The organism is Kitasatospora mediocidica KCTC 9733, assembly GCF_000744225.1.
In the GTDB taxonomy this organism is placed as follows: Bacteria; Actinomycetota; Actinomycetes; order Streptomycetales; family Streptomycetaceae; genus Kitasatospora; species Kitasatospora mediocidica.
In genome coordinates, this window is the sequence record NZ_JQLN01000007.1 from 1,396,284 (window position 1) to 1,410,631 (window position 14,348).

At 72.7% G+C, this 14,348-nt stretch carries 15 protein-coding genes; 11 read left to right on the forward strand and 4 right to left on the reverse strand.

Going from position 1 to position 14,348, the window contains the following annotated elements:
• The first annotated feature begins 11 nt into the window (after positions 1-11).
• The 4 genes from BS80_RS36405 (at position 12) to fabF (ending at position 3,669) form a co-directional block, all read left to right on the forward strand.
• The gene (locus BS80_RS36405) at positions 12-950 is read left to right on the forward strand and encodes an ACP S-malonyltransferase (protein ID WP_035806016.1); all 939 of its coding nucleotides are present in this window, start codon (positions 12-14) and stop codon (positions 948-950) included.
• Positions 947-1,978, forward strand: a complete 1,032-nt coding sequence (locus tag BS80_RS36410) for a beta-ketoacyl-ACP synthase III (RefSeq protein ID WP_035806019.1) — start codon at positions 947-949, stop codon at positions 1,976-1,978. Before BS80_RS36405 ends, BS80_RS36410 begins: the two co-directional genes overlap by 4 nt.
• Positions 1,979-2,061: 83 nt before the next feature.
• Complete coding sequence (locus BS80_RS36415; RefSeq protein ID WP_035806020.1) at positions 2,062-2,307, forward strand: acyl carrier protein; 246 nt, start codon at positions 2,062-2,064, stop codon at positions 2,305-2,307.
• Between the two features lie 96 nt (positions 2,308-2,403).
• Positions 2,404-3,669 carry a beta-ketoacyl-ACP synthase II gene (fabF, locus tag BS80_RS36420; protein ID WP_035806022.1) on the forward strand — a complete coding sequence of 422 codons (1,266 nt, stop codon included), beginning with the start codon at positions 2,404-2,406 and terminating at the stop codon, positions 3,667-3,669.
• A 64-nt stretch (positions 3,670-3,733) separates the two neighbouring features.
• Here fabF and BS80_RS36425 read toward each other — a convergent pair whose 3' ends face one another.
• Positions 3,734-4,228 (reverse strand): DUF3145 domain-containing protein, encoded by a 495-nt coding sequence (locus BS80_RS36425; protein ID WP_035806024.1) that lies wholly within the window; start codon positions 4,226-4,228, stop codon positions 3,734-3,736.
• Between the two features lie 387 nt (positions 4,229-4,615).
• A complete protein-coding gene (locus BS80_RS36430; protein WP_035806026.1) occupies positions 4,616-5,641 on the reverse strand; it encodes an NADP-dependent oxidoreductase in 1,026 nt (341 codons plus the stop codon).
• Between the two features lie 102 nt (positions 5,642-5,743).
• On the opposite strand from BS80_RS36430, the gene BS80_RS36435 reads away from it, so the two are divergent.
• Positions 5,744-6,190, forward strand: coding sequence for a MarR family winged helix-turn-helix transcriptional regulator (locus tag BS80_RS36435; protein ID WP_035806027.1), 447 nt, complete (start codon positions 5,744-5,746; stop codon positions 6,188-6,190).
• Here the strand turns inward: BS80_RS36435 and BS80_RS36440 are convergent.
• Together BS80_RS36440 and BS80_RS36445 are read right to left on the reverse strand one after the other, a co-directional pair.
• Positions 6,187-8,862, reverse strand: a complete 2,676-nt coding sequence (locus tag BS80_RS36440; RefSeq protein WP_157536779.1) for a cation-translocating P-type ATPase — start codon at positions 8,860-8,862, stop codon at positions 6,187-6,189. The two genes, BS80_RS36435 and BS80_RS36440, sit on opposite strands and share 4 nt — an antisense overlap.
• Positions 8,855-9,208, reverse strand: coding sequence for an ArsR/SmtB family transcription factor (locus tag BS80_RS36445; RefSeq protein WP_035806030.1), 354 nt, complete (start codon positions 9,206-9,208; stop codon positions 8,855-8,857). Before BS80_RS36445 ends, BS80_RS36440 begins: the two co-directional genes overlap by 8 nt.
• 200 nt (positions 9,209-9,408) lie before the next feature.
• On the opposite strand from BS80_RS36445, the gene BS80_RS36450 reads away from it, so the two are divergent.
• The 6 genes from BS80_RS36450 (at position 9,409) to crcB (BS80_RS36475) (ending at position 14,341) form a co-directional block, all read left to right on the forward strand.
• Positions 9,409-10,830, forward strand: a complete 1,422-nt coding sequence (locus BS80_RS36450; RefSeq protein ID WP_232246778.1) for an FtsW/RodA/SpoVE family cell cycle protein — start codon at positions 9,409-9,411, stop codon at positions 10,828-10,830.
• Positions 10,831-11,000: 170 nt separating this feature from the next.
• The gene (locus BS80_RS36455) at positions 11,001-12,605 is read left to right on the forward strand and encodes an LCP family protein (RefSeq protein ID WP_035806031.1); all 1,605 of its coding nucleotides are present in this window, start codon (positions 11,001-11,003) and stop codon (positions 12,603-12,605) included.
• Between the two features lie 68 nt (positions 12,606-12,673).
• Complete coding sequence (locus BS80_RS36460; RefSeq protein ID WP_051967659.1) at positions 12,674-12,961, forward strand: hypothetical protein; 288 nt, start codon at positions 12,674-12,676, stop codon at positions 12,959-12,961.
• A 188-nt stretch (positions 12,962-13,149) separates the two neighbouring features.
• Complete coding sequence (gene crcB, locus BS80_RS36465) at positions 13,150-13,629, forward strand: fluoride efflux transporter CrcB (protein ID WP_035806034.1); 480 nt, start codon at positions 13,150-13,152, stop codon at positions 13,627-13,629.
• Positions 13,626-13,970 (forward strand): DUF190 domain-containing protein, encoded by a 345-nt coding sequence (locus BS80_RS36470; RefSeq protein WP_035806035.1) that lies wholly within the window; start codon positions 13,626-13,628, stop codon positions 13,968-13,970. Before crcB (BS80_RS36465) ends, BS80_RS36470 begins: the two co-directional genes overlap by 4 nt.
• A complete protein-coding gene (gene crcB, locus BS80_RS36475) occupies positions 13,967-14,341 on the forward strand; it encodes a fluoride efflux transporter CrcB (protein WP_035806037.1) in 375 nt (124 codons plus the stop codon). The genes BS80_RS36470 and crcB (BS80_RS36475) overlap by 4 nt, the downstream gene beginning before the upstream one ends.
• Positions 14,342-14,348: the final 7 nt, after the last annotated feature.

Below are 14,348 nucleotides of genomic sequence, written 5' to 3' on the forward strand. Positions count from 1 at the left end.
AGGGTTGAACCGTGCTCGTAATCGTCGCCCCTGGACAGGGTGCCCAGTCCCCCGGCTTCCTCAACCCCTGGCTCGAACTGGACGGCGTCGCCGACCGGCTCGGCCAGTGGTCGGACGTGGCCGGACTCGACCTGGCGCACTACGGGACCGAGGCCTCGGCCGAGGAGATCAAGGACACCGCCGTCGCCCAGCCGTTGCTGGTCGCCGCGGGCCTGGTCACCGTCGACCAGCTGCTGCCCGGCCCGGACCAGGTCAGCAAGCTCGTCGGCGCGCTCGCCGGACACAGCGTCGGTGAGATCACCGCGGCGGCGATCGCCGGCGTGCTCAGCCCCCTCGACGCGCTCACCTTCGTCAGCGAGCGCGGCCGCGCGATGGCCGCGGCCGCCGCCGTCACCGAGACCGGCATGATCGCCGTGCTCGGCGGCGACCCGGAGCTCGTCGCGGCCAAGCTCGACGAGCACGGCCTCACCCCCGCGAACAACAACGGCGGCGGCCAGATCGTGGCCGCCGGCACGCTGGACCAGCTGGAGGCCCTGCGGGCCGACCCGCCGGCCGGCTCGAAGCTGATCGCGCTCAAGGTGGCCGGGGCGTTCCACACCGTCCACATGGCGCCCGGCGTGCAGCGGCTGGCCGAGCTGGCCCCGAGCCTGACGGTGGCCGACCCGTCGGTCGCCTACGTCTCCAACAAGGACGGCGAGGTCGTCCAGTCCGGCGCCGAGGTGCTCTCCCGGCTGGTCGCCCAGGTGTCCAACCCGGTCCGCTGGGACCTGTGCATGGAGACCCTGCAGCAGCTCGGCGCCACCTGCGTGATCGAGCTGGCCCCGGCCGGCACGCTGACCGCGCTGGTCAAGCGCAACATCAAGGGTGTCGCGACGCTGGCCCTGAAGACCCCGGCCGACCTGGACAAGGCCCGCGCCCTGGTCGCCGAGCACAGCGAGGTGGGCGCATGAGCACGGCCCGGATCCAGCCGCACTCCGGCGCCGCGTTCGCGCGGATCCACGGGGTGGGCGGCTACCGGCCGGTCCGGGTGATCCCGAACGCCGAGGTGCTCGGATGGATCGAGTCCTCGGACGAGTGGATCCGCACCCGCAGCGGGATCGCCGAGCGGCGCTGGGCCGGTCCGAGCGAGACCGTCGCCGAGATGTCGGTGCAGGCGGCCGGCAAGGCGATCGCCGCGGCCGGCATCGACGCCTCCCGGATCGGGGGTGTCATCGTGGCCACCGTCTCGCACTTCAAGCAGACGCCGGCCGTCGCCACCGAGATCGCCGAGCGGCTCGGCTGCGGCACCGCGCCCGCCTTCGACATCTCCGCGGCCTGCGCCGGCTTCGGCTACGGCCTCTCGCTGGCCGACGGCATGATCCGCGGCGGCAGCGCCGAGTACGTGCTGGTCATCGGCGTCGAGCGGCTCAGCGACCTGACCGACACCACCGACCGTTCCACCGCCTTCATCTTCGGCGACGGCGCCGGCGCGGCCGTGGTCGGCCCGTCGGACACGCCCGGGATCGGCCGGATCATCTGGGGGTCGGACGGCTCGCAGAAGGACGTCATCACCCAGACCGAGGCATGGGACACCGCCTTCGCCAAGCCGGACGCCGTCAACGGCGTCGGGGCGGAGCAGAAGTGGCCCGCGCTGCGGATGGAGGGCCAGACGGTCTTCCGCTGGGCGGTCTGGGAGATGGCCAAGGTCGCCCAGCAGGCGCTGGACGCCGCCGGAGTGACGGCCGATCAGCTCGGCGCCTTCATCCCCCACCAGGCCAACATGCGCATCACCGATGCCATGATCAAGGCCCTCAAACTGCCCGACTCGGTGCCTGTCGCCCGCGACATCGCCGAGACCGGGAACACCTCCGCCGCCTCCATCCCGCTCGCCATGGAGCGGATGTTGGAGAGCGGTGAGGCGAAGAGCGGCGACCTCGCCCTGATCATCGGGTTCGGGGCGGGTCTGGTCTACGCCGCGGCAGTCGTTACCCTCCCATAGGCACCGTGACACGCCTTACGGACCGCTGAACCGGCATCGCGCACCCGCGGGACGCCAACACCACCGAATGAGGAGCAGCCACTATGGCTACCAAGGACGAGGTCCTGGAAGGTCTCGCCGAGATCGTCAACGAGATCGCCGGTATCCCGGCCGAGGACGTTGAGCTCGAGAAGTCGTTCACCGACGACCTGGACGTCGACTCGCTGTCCATGGTCGAGGTCGTCGTGGCCGCCGAGGAGCGCTTCGACGTGAAGATCCCGGACGACGAGGTCAAGAACCTGAAGACGGTCGGCGACGCGGTGAACTACATCCTCGCCAACGCCTCCTGATGTACCCCTCCGGTGGGGGTGGCGGGATCCGCCGCCCCCACCGGGCCCCCTCCTTTTTGGCCGGCACCGCCTGCACACGTGAAAGAAGAAGAACCAGTGACCGCTGAAAACCGCACCGTGGTCGTCACGGGTATCGGCGCCTTCACGCCGCTGGGCGGCGACGCCGCCTCCACCTGGGAGGCCCTGCTCGCCGGCCGTTCCGGCGTGGCCGCGCTGACCGAGGAGTGGGCAGCCGATCTGCCGGTCCGGATCGCCGCGCGCACCGCCATCGAGCCGAGCGAGATCCTGCCCCGCCCGCTCTGCCGCAAGCTGGACCGCTCGGCGCAGTTCGCGCTGATCGCCGCGCGTGAGGCCTGGGCCGACGCCGGCTTCGAGACCCCGGCCACCGACGAGTCCTCCGCGATCGAGCCCGAGCGCCTGGGCGCCGTGATCGCCTCCGGCATCGGCGGCGTCACCACGCTGCTCGACCAGTACGACGTGCTGAAGGAGAAGGGCGTCCGCAAGGTGTCCCCGCACACCGTGCCGATGCTCATGCCCAACAGCCCCTCCGCCAACGTGGGCATCGAGGTCGGTGCCCGGGCCGGCGTGCACACCCCCGTCTCCGCCTGTGCCTCCGGCGCCGAGGCGATCGGCTACGCGATCGAGATGATCCGTACCGGCCGCGCCGACGTCGTGGTGGCCGGCGGCACCGAGGCCGCGATCCACCCGCTGCCCATCGTCGCGTTCGCCAACATGATGGCGATGTCCAAGAACAACGACGCCCCCCAGCATGCCTCGCGCCCGTACGACAAGGCGCGCGACGGCTTCGTGCTGGGCGAGGGCGCCGGCGTGGTGATCCTGGAGTCCGCCGAGCACGCCGCCGCGCGCGGTGTCCGGGTCTACTGCGAGGCAGTCGGCCAGGGGCTCTCCTCGGACGCCCACCACATCGCGCAGCCGGAGCCGACCGGCTCGGGCGTGGCCCGCGCGCTGGCCCAGCTGTTCGAGTCCACCGGCCTGGACAAGGCCGAGGTGGTGCACGTCAACGCGCACGCCACCTCCACCCCGCAGGGCGACATCGCGGAGATCAAGGCGCTGCGCAAGGAGCTCGGGGAGCACCTGGACCACGTCGCCGTCTCCGCGACCAAGTCGATGACCGGCCACCTGCTGGGCGGCGCGGGCGGGATCGAGACGGTGGCCACCGTCCAGGCGCTCTACCACCGGATGGCGCCGCCGACCATCAACCTGGACGACGTGGACGACGAGGTGGACGCGGACATCGTCCGGATCGCCGCCCGTGAGCTGCCGCAGGGCCAGATCGCCGCGCTGAACAACTCGTTCGGCTTCGGCGGCCACAACGTGGTGCTGGCCTTCCGCAGCGTCTGAGACCAGGCACGCTGATCAACCGTTCGCGATGGGCGGGCCCCCACTGGGGGCCCGCCCGTCGGCGTCACACCACCTGGTGCAGCCAGCGCACCGGCGCGCCCTCGCCGGCGTAGCGGAACGGCTCCAGCTCGTCGTCCCAGGGCTTGCCGAGCAGCCGGGAGATCTCGGCCTCCAGGTCACCGCCCTCGTTACGGGCCCGCAGCAGGACGGCGCGCAGCCGGTCCTCCGGGATCAGGATGTCGCCGTGCATGCCCGTCACGGCGTGGAAGATGCCCAGGCTGGGGGTGCTGCTGTAGCGCTCGCCCTCGGCGGTGGCGCAGGGCTCGCTGGTCACCTCGTAGCGCATCAGCTGCCAGCCGCGCAGCGCGGAGGCCAGCCGCGACGCGGTGCCCGGCTCCCCCTGCCAGGAGAACTCGGACCGCCAGTGGCCGGGCGCGGCCGGCTGGCGGATCCAGTCGAGGCTGACCCGCACGCCGAGTACGCCCGCCATCGCCCATTCGACGTGCGGGCACAGCGCGCGGGGCGCGGAGTGGATGTACAGGACTCCACGTGTCGTCACCGGGACCTCCAGGCTGTGGACGAGGGTCGCCTTCCCCAGCTGCCTCGTGCCCGTGGCCGGTTGGTCCTGAGCGCCACATGGCGGTTTCCTGCCCGTTTGTCACGCTGGTCAATCGACATTAGGTAACTAACTTGCTCAAAACGGACAGGCTTCAACCATGGTAGTCAGTTCCACAGAGAGGTCTACCCCTGATCGGGATCTCTCCCCCGAACGGCCCCATCAAGCTCCGGTACGGCGCTGCCGCCACGCTATCGCGCCGGGCCGAAGCATGTCTGACGCTCTCTCGGAACCGGCCGGAATCCGCACTCCGGGGGTCGCGCGGCACAACCGCGCGCGCCCCGGGGGACCTTGGCGGTCCACCGGGGCGCGGGAGGTTCTGACGAGGGATCAGGAGGCGAGCCTGACCACCATCTTGCCGGTGTTGTCACCGCGCAGCAGGCCGATGAAGGCCTCGGGGGTGTTCTCCACACCGTCCACCACGGTCTCGTCGTAGCGCAGGCTGCCGTCCTTCAGCCAGCCGGCCAGCTCGGCGACGAACTGCGGCTGGAGCGCGGCATGGTCGCCGACCAGCATGCCCTGCAGGCGCAGCCGCTTGCCGATCACCAGGGCGAGGTTGCGCGGGGCGGCGGGCGCGGTGGTGTCGTTGTACTGCGCGATGGCGCCGCACAGGGTGGCCCGGCCGCGCACCTTGAGCGCGCCGATCGCCGCCTCCAGGTGCTCGCCGCCGACGTTGTCGAAGTAGACGTCGATGCCGTCGGGGGCGGCCTGGGCGAGCTGCTCGTGGACCGGTCCGTCCTTGTAGTTGAACGCGGCGTCGAAGCCGTAGTCGTCGACCAGCTTGGCGACCTTCGCCGCGGAGCCGGCCGAACCGACCACCCGGGAGGCGCCCTTGAGGCGGGCGATCTGGCCGACCAGCGAACCGACCGCGCCGGCCGCGCCGGAGACGAAGACCGCGTCGCCCTTCTGCAGGCTCGCCACCTCCAGCAGGCCGGCGTAGGCGGTCAGCCCGGGCATGCCGAGGACGCCGAGGTAGTAGGAGAGCGGAGCGAGCTCGGGGTCGACCTTGACCGCGCCCTTGGCCGGCACGGTGGCGTACTCGCGCCAGCCCAGGCCGTGCAGCACCGCGTCGCCGACCGCGAAGCCCTCGGCGGCGGAGGCGACGACGTAGCCGACCGCGCCGCCGTCCATCGCCGCGCCGATCTGGAACGGCGGGATGTAGGACTTCACGTCGTTCATCCGGCCGCGCATGTACGGGTCGACCGACAGGAAGGCGTTGCGGACCAGGATCTCGCCCTCGGCAGGCTGACGAACCGGCGCCTCGACGAGGTCGAAGTCACCGGGGACGGGCCAGCCGTCCGGCCGGGCCTTGAGGTGCCACTCACGGGCGGTGGTCGGCACGGTCTGCTCTGCCATCGGTTTGCTCCCTGCTCTCTGGTCCACATCAAAGGTTGACTTACTGAAGCAACCATGGACATGAAAGGTTCAGGTTGTCAAATATTCAGGTACGCTGTCGGCATGTCGAACGAACCCGTGCCAGTGTCGGCCGACGATCTGACCCGCGAGGTCGTGGACCTGATGGCGGGCCTGGTGGCCCTCTTCCACCGGGAGTACGAGGAGGCCGCGGCCGCCCGCTCGCTCACCGGTGCCCAGGCCAAGGTGCTGGCGCTGCTGCGGCGCGGCCCGATGCCGATGCGGCACATCGCCCAGACCATGAGCTGCGAGCCGTCGAACATCACCGGCATCGTCGACCGGCTGGAGACCCGCGGGTTCGTCACCCGGGAGGCCGACCCGCAGGACCGCCGGGTCAAGCTGGTCGCCGCCACCGAAGCCGGTCAGGCCGCCACCGAGGAGCTGCGCAAGACGCTGAACTTCGCCCGCGAGCCGCTCGCCGCCCTGGACGAGGCCGAGCGCACCACCCTGCGCGACCTGCTGCAGCGCATCCTGACCGGCGCCAACCTCTAGAGCCGCGAGAGCCGGGAGCGCTGCCAACAGACGCGGCCGATCAGCAGCAGCACGCCGTAGCCGGCCGTCACGGCGGCCAATGCCGCGTACGCCGCCGCAGGCATGGCCTCGAAACCCAGCAGCTCGCCCAGCGGGCTGCCGGGCAGCAGCAGGCCGCCGAGCGCCAGCGCCGCCGCCGCGCACCAGACCGCGCGCGGCGGACGCAGGCCCGGGCTGCTCACCCCGTAGAGCAGCGGCAGCGCCAGCGCCTGGGTGGCCAGGTTCTCGCTGAAACACGCGGTGTGGAACATCCCCGCCGCGTCCGGAAGTGAGAAGCCCCTGGTCACCCGGCTCATCGCCTCGAACATCGCGATGTCGCAGACCGAGTTGAGCAGCCCGAACAGGGCCGCGAAGAGCGCCAGCGAGCCCCAGCGCAGCCGGACCGGCGCGCGCCCGGCGCGGGTGTCGCGGCTGCTCACCGCGAAGGAGAGCTGGGCCGCGTCGAAGCAGAGGTTCTGCAGCAGCACCTGGACCGGCAGCATCGGCAGGAACGGCAACAGCACCCCGCCGGCCAGCATCGAGAGCGCGTTGCCGAGGTTGCAGGAGAGCGCGATCCGCAGATAGGCCGCCACGCTGGTGACGGCCGAGCGGCCGACGGCCAGTGCCCGGCCCAGCGCGGTCAGATCGCCGTCGCCGAGCACCACGTCCGACCACGCGCGGGCCGCGCCGACCGCCGTACCGGCGCTGATCCCGACGTCGGCGGCGCGCAGCGCGGGGATGTCGTTGACGCCGTCGCCGAGATAGCCGACGCTGCGGCCGCCGCGACGCAGCGCCTGCACCGCCGCGGCCTTCTGTTCCGGGGTGCAGCGCGCCAGCACCGCGGCGCCGCGCACCGCCTCGGCCAGCCGGCCGCCGCCCTCGGCCGCGAGCGCGTCCAGGTCGCCGCCGAGCAGCACCGGACCGGGTGGCAGGCCCAGCCGGTCGCAGAGCCGGACGGCGGTGCGCGGGTGGTCCCCGGTCACCACCTTGACCGTGACGCCGGCCGCGACCAGCAGGCCGAGCGCCTCGGCCGCCGAGTCGGCCGGCTCGTCGTGCAGGCCGACGAAGCCGATCAGCGTCAGGTCCCGCTCGTCGGCCGGGCCGTAGCCGCCCAGCCGGGGGGCCCGCTCGGCGCGGGCCACCGCGAGCATCCGCAGCCCGGCGCCGGCGTGCTCCGCGGCCAGCTGCGCCAGCTCGGCGCGCACCCGCTCGTCGAGCGGGCGGGTCCCGCCCGCTCCGGTGCGCACCTCGGCGCAGCGCTCCAGGACCGCCTCCGGTGCTCCCTTGAGCAGCAGGACGTGCCGGCCGGGCTCCCGCAACACCACCGAGGCGCAGCGCCGGGCCGCGTCGAACGGGAGCACCTCCAGCACCGTGGGCACCGGCCCGTCCAGCAGCCCGGCCGTCTCGGCGGCGTCCAGCAGGGCCTCGTCCGCCGGGTCGAAGCCGCTCGGGTCGGCGTGGCCGAAGGCCGCGTCGGCGGCGACGGCGGCCAGCCGGAGCGCCTGCGGATCGGGCCGGCCCGCCGGGTCCAGCGAGAGCGCGACGGCGGGCGTCCCGGTAGTCAGGGTGCCGGTCTTGTCGACACAGAGCACGTCCATCGCGCCGAGCTCGGAGACCGCCGGGAACCGCCGCACCAGCAGCCCCCCGGCCGCCAGCCGCCGGCTGCCGCGCGCCAGCACGGTGCTCAGCACCAGCGGCAGCAGCTCCGGGGTGAGCCCGACGGCCGCCGCGACCGCGAACGGCAGCAGCGCGGCGCTCCAACCGTGCAGCAGGGTGTCGGCGCCGACGGTGAGCGGCACCGCGGCGAGCATGAAGGCGATCAGCGCCCAGACCGCCCGCCGCACGCCGCGCTCGACGACGGAGCGCCCGGCCCCGACCGCCGGGGCCCACGCGTGCGCGGCGCCGAAGCGGGTCGCGTCGCCGGTGGCGAGCACCACGCCGGTCGCGCTGCCGGTCACCACCCGGCTGCCGGTGAAGCAGAGGTGCGGCTCGTCGAAACCACTGGCCGCCGCGGCCGTCGGCGGGGTGTCCGGAGCCAGCCGCGGCACCGGGTCGCTCTCGCCGGTGAGCGCCGACTGGTCCACCGTCAGGCCGTCGGCGCGCAGCAGTCGCAGGTCGGCCGGGACGGCGTCGCCGCTGGTCAGCCGGACCACGTCGCCCGGGACCAGCTGGTCGACCGGGATCTCCCGGGCCAGCGGCAGGTCCTGTCGCTCGGCCCGGCGCAAGACGGTGGCGGTGCCGGGCAGCAGCTCACGCAGGACGCGCAGCGCCAGCGCGGTGCGCCGCTCACCGAGGAAGCGCAGCAGGCCCGCGGTGAGCACCAGGGCCGCCAGTATCGTCGCGCTGCCCAGCGAGCCGACCACCGCGCAGATCAGCGCCAGGCCGGCCAGCAGCACGGTGAACGGGTCGCGCAGGGCGTTCAGCGCGCGCCGGCGCCAGGACGCCTCGCGGCGCGGCAGCACGGTGTTGTCGCCGTGTTCGGCCAGCCGGGCCTCGGCCTGCGCCTCGGTGAGGCCGCGCGGGGAGGAGTCGGCCTCGCGCAGGATCTGCAGCCTGCTCAGCCTGGCGAGCGGGTCAGGCCGGGAGGCCTCGTCCAGGGGTTCGGGCCGGCGCAGTCCCGCGAGCGGCAGCGAGCGCAACCCGCGCTCAGGCACCGCTGCTCCGCAGTCGGTGCACCTCGCCGCCGAAGGTGGGGTCGTCCAGCTTCTCGACCATCAGCCGGACCAGCGTGGCCACCTGCGGGTCGTCCACCTCGTAGACCTGGCGGCGGCCCTCGCGGCGGTTGGAGACCATGCCCGCCAGCTTGAGCTTGGCGAGGTGCTGGCTGACGGCCTGCAGGGTGCCGCCGACCCGGTCGGCGAGCGTGCCCACGTCGGCCTCGCCCTGGCTGAGCACCCAGACGATATGCAGTCGCATCGTGGAGGCGAGCAGCCCGAAGGAGGCCGCCGCCTGCTGCAGGAGCTGCGGGGACGGGTCGTCGAGACTGGACCAGCCCGTCATCCGTACCGCCCTCTCGCTGGTTTTCGAACTGTCGGTGAGCCGATGGGCAAACCGTTCGACGAACTGGTCTGCGAACCGGCTCGCAAGGGGGCTCAGTGTAGCCGCGCTCCTCTCGGGCGCGAAGGGGCCCGTGGACTGCGGCACACCGGATACGTGCGAGAATTCGCCGGTCCAGGATGTCGTGCTGGTGGGGAGATTCCGTGATAGGCAGCCTGCGGGCCGAGGGGCGGCGTGGCGCCGACCGCCGCCGCAACCTCGAACTGGCCCTGGTGGCGTTCGCCGTCGTGGTCTCGCTGTACGGCTATATCGACGCCAACCTCGCGCTGAACAACAAGATGCCCAGCGGCCTGCTGCTCTACGGCGTGGGCTTCTCGCTGCTCGCGCTCGTCCTGCATCTCGTGGTGCGGCGCTTCGCGCGCTACGCGGACCCGCTGATCCTGCCGTGCGCGGTGCTGCTCAGCGGCCTCGGCCTGGTGCTGCTCAACCGGCTCGACCAGTCGTACGCGATCGTGCACGCCGCCAAGGGTGACTACCAGAAGCTGCCCGCCGCGCCTTCCCAGGTGATGTGGCTCTTCATCGCGTCCTTCGCGGCGATCGCGCTGATCGTGCTGGTCAAGCACCACCGGTTCTTCCAGCGCTACGTCTACATCCTGATGGTCGGGTCACTGGTGCTGCTGGCCGCGCCCGCCTTCTTCCCCGGTGACACCTTCGGCGCCAAGCGCTGGATCCGGCTGCCCGGCATCTCGCTGGAGCCGGACGAGTTCGTCAAGCTCGCCATCGTGATCTTCTTCGCCGGCTATCTGACGGTCAGCCGGGACGCGCTGGCGCTGGTGGGCCGCAAGGTCTGGGGCCTGAGCCTGCCGCGCGGGCGCAATGCCGGGCCGGTGCTGGCGATCTGGGTGGTCAGCCTGCTGGTGCTGATCTTCGAGCGCGACCTGGGCACCTCGCTGATCTTCTTCGGCGTCTTCGTCGTGATGCTCTACGTCGCCACCGAGCGGACCAGCTGGATGATCCTCGGTGTGCTGATGGCGGTCGGCGGAGCGGTGGTCGTCGGCACCCTGGAGCCGCACGTGCACGGACGGGTGGAGGCCTGGCTGCACCCGCTGGACTACTACAAGCCCGTGCACGACCCCTCGCTGATCTCGGACCAGCCGGCCCAGGCGCTGTTCAGCTTCGGCACCGGCCACCTGCTGGGCACCGGCCTGGGGCAGGGCCGGCCCTGGATGATCGGGTTCGCCGGGCGCAGCGACTTCATCTTCACCACCATCGGCGAGGAACTCGGTCTGGCCGGGGTCACCGCCGTCCTGCTGGTCTACACGCTCTTCATCCAGCGCGGCCTGCGCACCGCGGTCGCGCTGAGCGACCCGTTCGGCAAGCTGCTGGCCACCGGACTGGCGGCGGCGTTGGCGCTGCAGGTCTTCGTCGTGGTGGGCGGGGTGACCGGACTGATCCCGCTGACCGGCAAGGCCCTGCCGTTCCTGGCGGCCGGTGGTTCCTCGACGGTCGCGAACTGGCTGCTCACCGGTCTGATGATCAAACTCAGCGACGCGGCGGGCCGCACCACCCTGGATCCCGAACCTGAACCGAGCGGGTCGCTCGCGGCCACGGCCGCGGCCGCCTAGCCAAGGTCGCCACATGGCGACCCCTCGGCGGCCCTGACACCCGGTTGGCCGTGGTGGCGGGGTTTGCCATCCGCCCAATACTTGCTAAATTGCGCAACTGTGCAACCGGACGCACGATCGAGCCGTCCCCCTGATCGACCGGCTCGCCGGCGACCGCACGGAGCGTATCTATGACCGATCCTCAGACCGGCCCCGGCGAGCAGCAGTACCCGCAGCACCCCCAGCACCCGGCGGAAGGGTTCAGCGTACGACGGTCCGAGACCGACGCACACCCGCACCGCCGCAGGGCCCTGCGGATCGGCTGCCTCTCGATGGCCGGCCTGCTGTTCGCCACCGCCGGCGCCGGACTCTGGTTCTACCAACGCCTGAACGGCAACCTCAACGTCTTCGACAGCGGCGGCATCTCCGCCAGCCGTCCGGCCGCCGGTCCCGCCGACGCCAACGGCACCACGCCGGTCAACGTCCTACTGCTGGGCTCCGACACCCGGGTGAACGGCAACGACGACCTGGCCGGCGGCGCGATCGGCGCGGGCAACTCGGACACTGCCCTGCTGGTCCACGTCTACGCCGACCACCGGCACGCCGTCGCGGTCTCCATCCCACGCGACTCGCTGGTGGACATCCCGCCCTGCAAGCTGCCCAGCGGCCGGTGGACCGGCCCGCAGCACGACCAGATGTTCAACTCGGCCTTCGCCGTCGGCGGCTCCCCCACCGGCAACCCCGCCTGCTCGCAGAACACCGTCGAGACGATGACCGGGCTGCGGGTCGACCACACCGTCGTGATCGACTTCAAGGGCTTCGCCGCGATGACCAGTGCGGTGGGCGGCGTTCAGGTCTGCCTGCCGAACGCGGTGGACGGCTACGGCATCCACCTGGCCAAGGGCCGGCAGACCGTCTCCGGACAGCTGGCACTGGACTACGTCCGGGCCCGGCACGGGATCGGCGACGGTTCGGACATCGGCCGGGTCAAGCGCCAGCAGGCCTTCCTGGGCTCGCTGTTCAAGAAGATCCAGAGCCAGGGCTTCGACCTCACCACGCTGCTCCCGCTCGCGGACGCGGCGACCCGCTCGCTCACCGTGGACGCGGGTCTGGGCAGCGCGCTGAAGCTGGCCGTCTTCGCGCAGTCGATGCGCTCGATCGAGCTCGGCAACCTCAGCTTCGTCACCGCGCCCTGGCGCTACGCCGGGGACCGGGTGTCGCTGGTCCACCCCGACGTGGACACGCTCTGGTCGCTGCTGCGCCACGACCGGACGCTGGACGGCCAGAACACCGGACAGATCCCGGATCCGGCCGCCTCCGCGACGCCCGCGGCGACCCCGGCGGCGGGTGCGGACCTGACCGTCCCGGTCGTGGTCCGCAACGGCACCGGGACCCTCGGGCTGGTCGGCAAGGCCGTCCAGGAACTGGCCGGCCAGGGGTACCTGGAGGTCACCGCCGGCAGCCCGGGCATCTCACGGGCCGTCACCGCCGTGGGCTACGGTCCCGGCCACCGGGCCGACGCCGAACAGATCGCCCGGTTCTTCCCCGGCGCCGAGGTGAACGCCGACCCGGCGGCCGGGGCCTTCGGGGTCGCCGTCGACCTCGGCCACGACTACCTGGCGGCGGCCGGACCGTCCTTCGGCGCCGACGGACCGACCGGCCCCGCGCCGAGCGCCCGCCCGGGCACAGGACCGGGCGGGCACCAATCGGGGAGTCCGAGTGCCGTCCCGAGCGGTATCGCGGAGAACATCCGGACCGCCGACACCGACGTCTGCGCCGGCCTGACCTACGGCTGACAGCTGACGGCCGGAACCTACAGCTACGGACGCGGCCAGGACCGCGGCCGGGAAGGAGTACCGCTCAGATGCTCTGGGGGGACCGGGACACCGGAAACGCCGCCGAACTGCGGCTGGCGGCCGCGGTGGCCGAGATCGAGGGACTGCACACCGCCCTGCTCCGCACCACCGACCCGGACCGGCGGCGCCGGATCCTGGCCCAACTCAGCACGGCGGCACGCCGGCTGGCCGATCTGGCGGGCACCGCGCCGGGCCTGATCCCGGCTCAGGCCCGGTTCGTCTCGCGCCGCCAGCGCCGCCGCGCGGCGATCGGCCGCGGCGCCCAGTGGCTGTTACGCGCCACCCGCGACCGGTGAGCGCCGCCCGCGACCGGTGAGCGCAGTCCGGCCGTTAGAATGGGCGCAGCGGTCGCCCCGGACGCGGTCCGGAGCCGCCGCGCGGCGGTGGGGCCCGCCGTACCCGAACTGCGGCAGCCCGCCGCCAACGGTCCCTACTTGCCCTGGCGCGCGCCCGCAGACCGGCGCCCCGCGAGTAGGAGACGTATATGCCGCAGATGCGACCGGCCGCCGGAACCGTCGACCCCGACGTCGACCCGAACCCGCCCCCACCCCGCCGCGCGAGCTGGCACGGGCAGGGCGACATCCTGGCGGTGATCGCCGTCGGCGGCGCGCTGGGCGCCAGCGCCCGCTACGGCACCGGACTGCTCTGGCCGACCGCGCCCGGAGCGTTCCCCTGGGCCACGCTGGTGATCAACACGGCCGGCTGCGCGGTGATCGGCGTCTTCATGGTGCTGATCACCGAGGTCTGGTCGGCACACCGGCTGCTCCGGCCGTTCTTCGGCACCGGCGTGCTCGGCGGCTTCACCACCTTCTCCACCTACGCGGTGGACATCCACCGACTGGTCGAGGGCAAGCACGCCGCGACCGGCCTGGCGTATCTCGCCCTGACGCTGCTGGCGGCGCTGCTGGCAGTGTGGACCGCGGCGACCCTCACCCGCCGCGCGATCAGCTGGAGGCAGTCATGACGCTCACCGGCCGCGCCCTGCGGGCGACGATCCTCCTCGGGGAGAACGACACCTGGCACCACCGGCCCGCGTTCGCCGAGATCGTCCACCGCGCGCACGCCGCCGGACTCGCGGGCGCCTCGGTCTTCCGCGGCATCGAGGGTTTCGGCGCCTCCCGGGTCATCCACACCAACCGGCTGCTGTCGCTCGGCGAGGACCTGCCGGTGGCCGTGGTGATCGTCGACACCGAGGAACGCGTGCGAGCGTTTCTCCCGCAGCTCGACGAGCTCGGCCCGCAGGGGCTGATCACCCTGGACGCGTGCGAGGTCGTGCGCGCCGGCGGCGAGGAGCAGGCGGTATGAACTGGCTGCTGGTGATCGTCGGCGCGATTGTCGGCGCCCCGCTGCGCTATCTGACCGACCGGGCCGTCCAGTCCCGGCACGACAGCGTGTTCCCCTGGGGCACCCTCGCGGTCAACGTCACCGGCTGCCTGATCCTCGGCACGCTGGCCGGCGCCGTCACCGCCGGGGCCGCCTCCTCGCAGCTCCAACTGCTGATCGGCACCGGCCTGTGCGGCGCGCTGACCACCTACTCGACCTTCTCCTACGAGACCCTGCGGCTGGCCGAGGACGGCGCCGCGTCCCTCGCGGTGGCCAACGTGGCGGTCAGTGTGGTGGCCGGCCTCGGCGCGGTGTACGCCGGATCGGCGCTGGCGCAGGCGCTGTGGGGTTGAGCGGCGG

Bases quoted from the DNA above. Each gene is read 5' to 3' on its own strand.
- crcB (WP_035806037.1), top strand. From the start codon at position 13,967: ATGAACTGGCTGCTGGTGATCGTCGGCGCGATTGTCGGCGCCCCGCTG.
- BS80_RS36460 (WP_051967659.1), top strand. From the start codon at position 12,674: ATGCTCTGGGGGGACCGGGACACCGGAAACGCCGCCGAACTGCGGCTG.
- BS80_RS36410 (WP_035806019.1), top strand. From the start codon at position 947: ATGAGCACGGCCCGGATCCAGCCGCACTCCGGCGCCGCGTTCGCGCGG.
- BS80_RS36455 (WP_035806031.1), top strand. From the start codon at position 11,001: ATGACCGATCCTCAGACCGGCCCCGGCGAGCAGCAGTACCCGCAGCAC.
- crcB (WP_035806034.1), top strand. From the start codon at position 13,150: ATGCCGCAGATGCGACCGGCCGCCGGAACCGTCGACCCCGACGTCGAC.
- BS80_RS36445 (WP_035806030.1), bottom strand. From the start codon at position 9,208: ATGACGGGCTGGTCCAGTCTCGACGACCCGTCCCCGCAGCTCCTGCAG.
- BS80_RS36435 (WP_035806027.1), top strand. From the start codon at position 5,744: ATGTCGAACGAACCCGTGCCAGTGTCGGCCGACGATCTGACCCGCGAG.
- BS80_RS36470 (WP_035806035.1), top strand. From the start codon at position 13,626: ATGACGCTCACCGGCCGCGCCCTGCGGGCGACGATCCTCCTCGGGGAG.
- BS80_RS36415 (WP_035806020.1), top strand. From the start codon at position 2,062: ATGGCTACCAAGGACGAGGTCCTGGAAGGTCTCGCCGAGATCGTCAAC.
- BS80_RS36430 (WP_035806026.1), bottom strand. From the start codon at position 5,641: ATGGCAGAGCAGACCGTGCCGACCACCGCCCGTGAGTGGCACCTCAAG.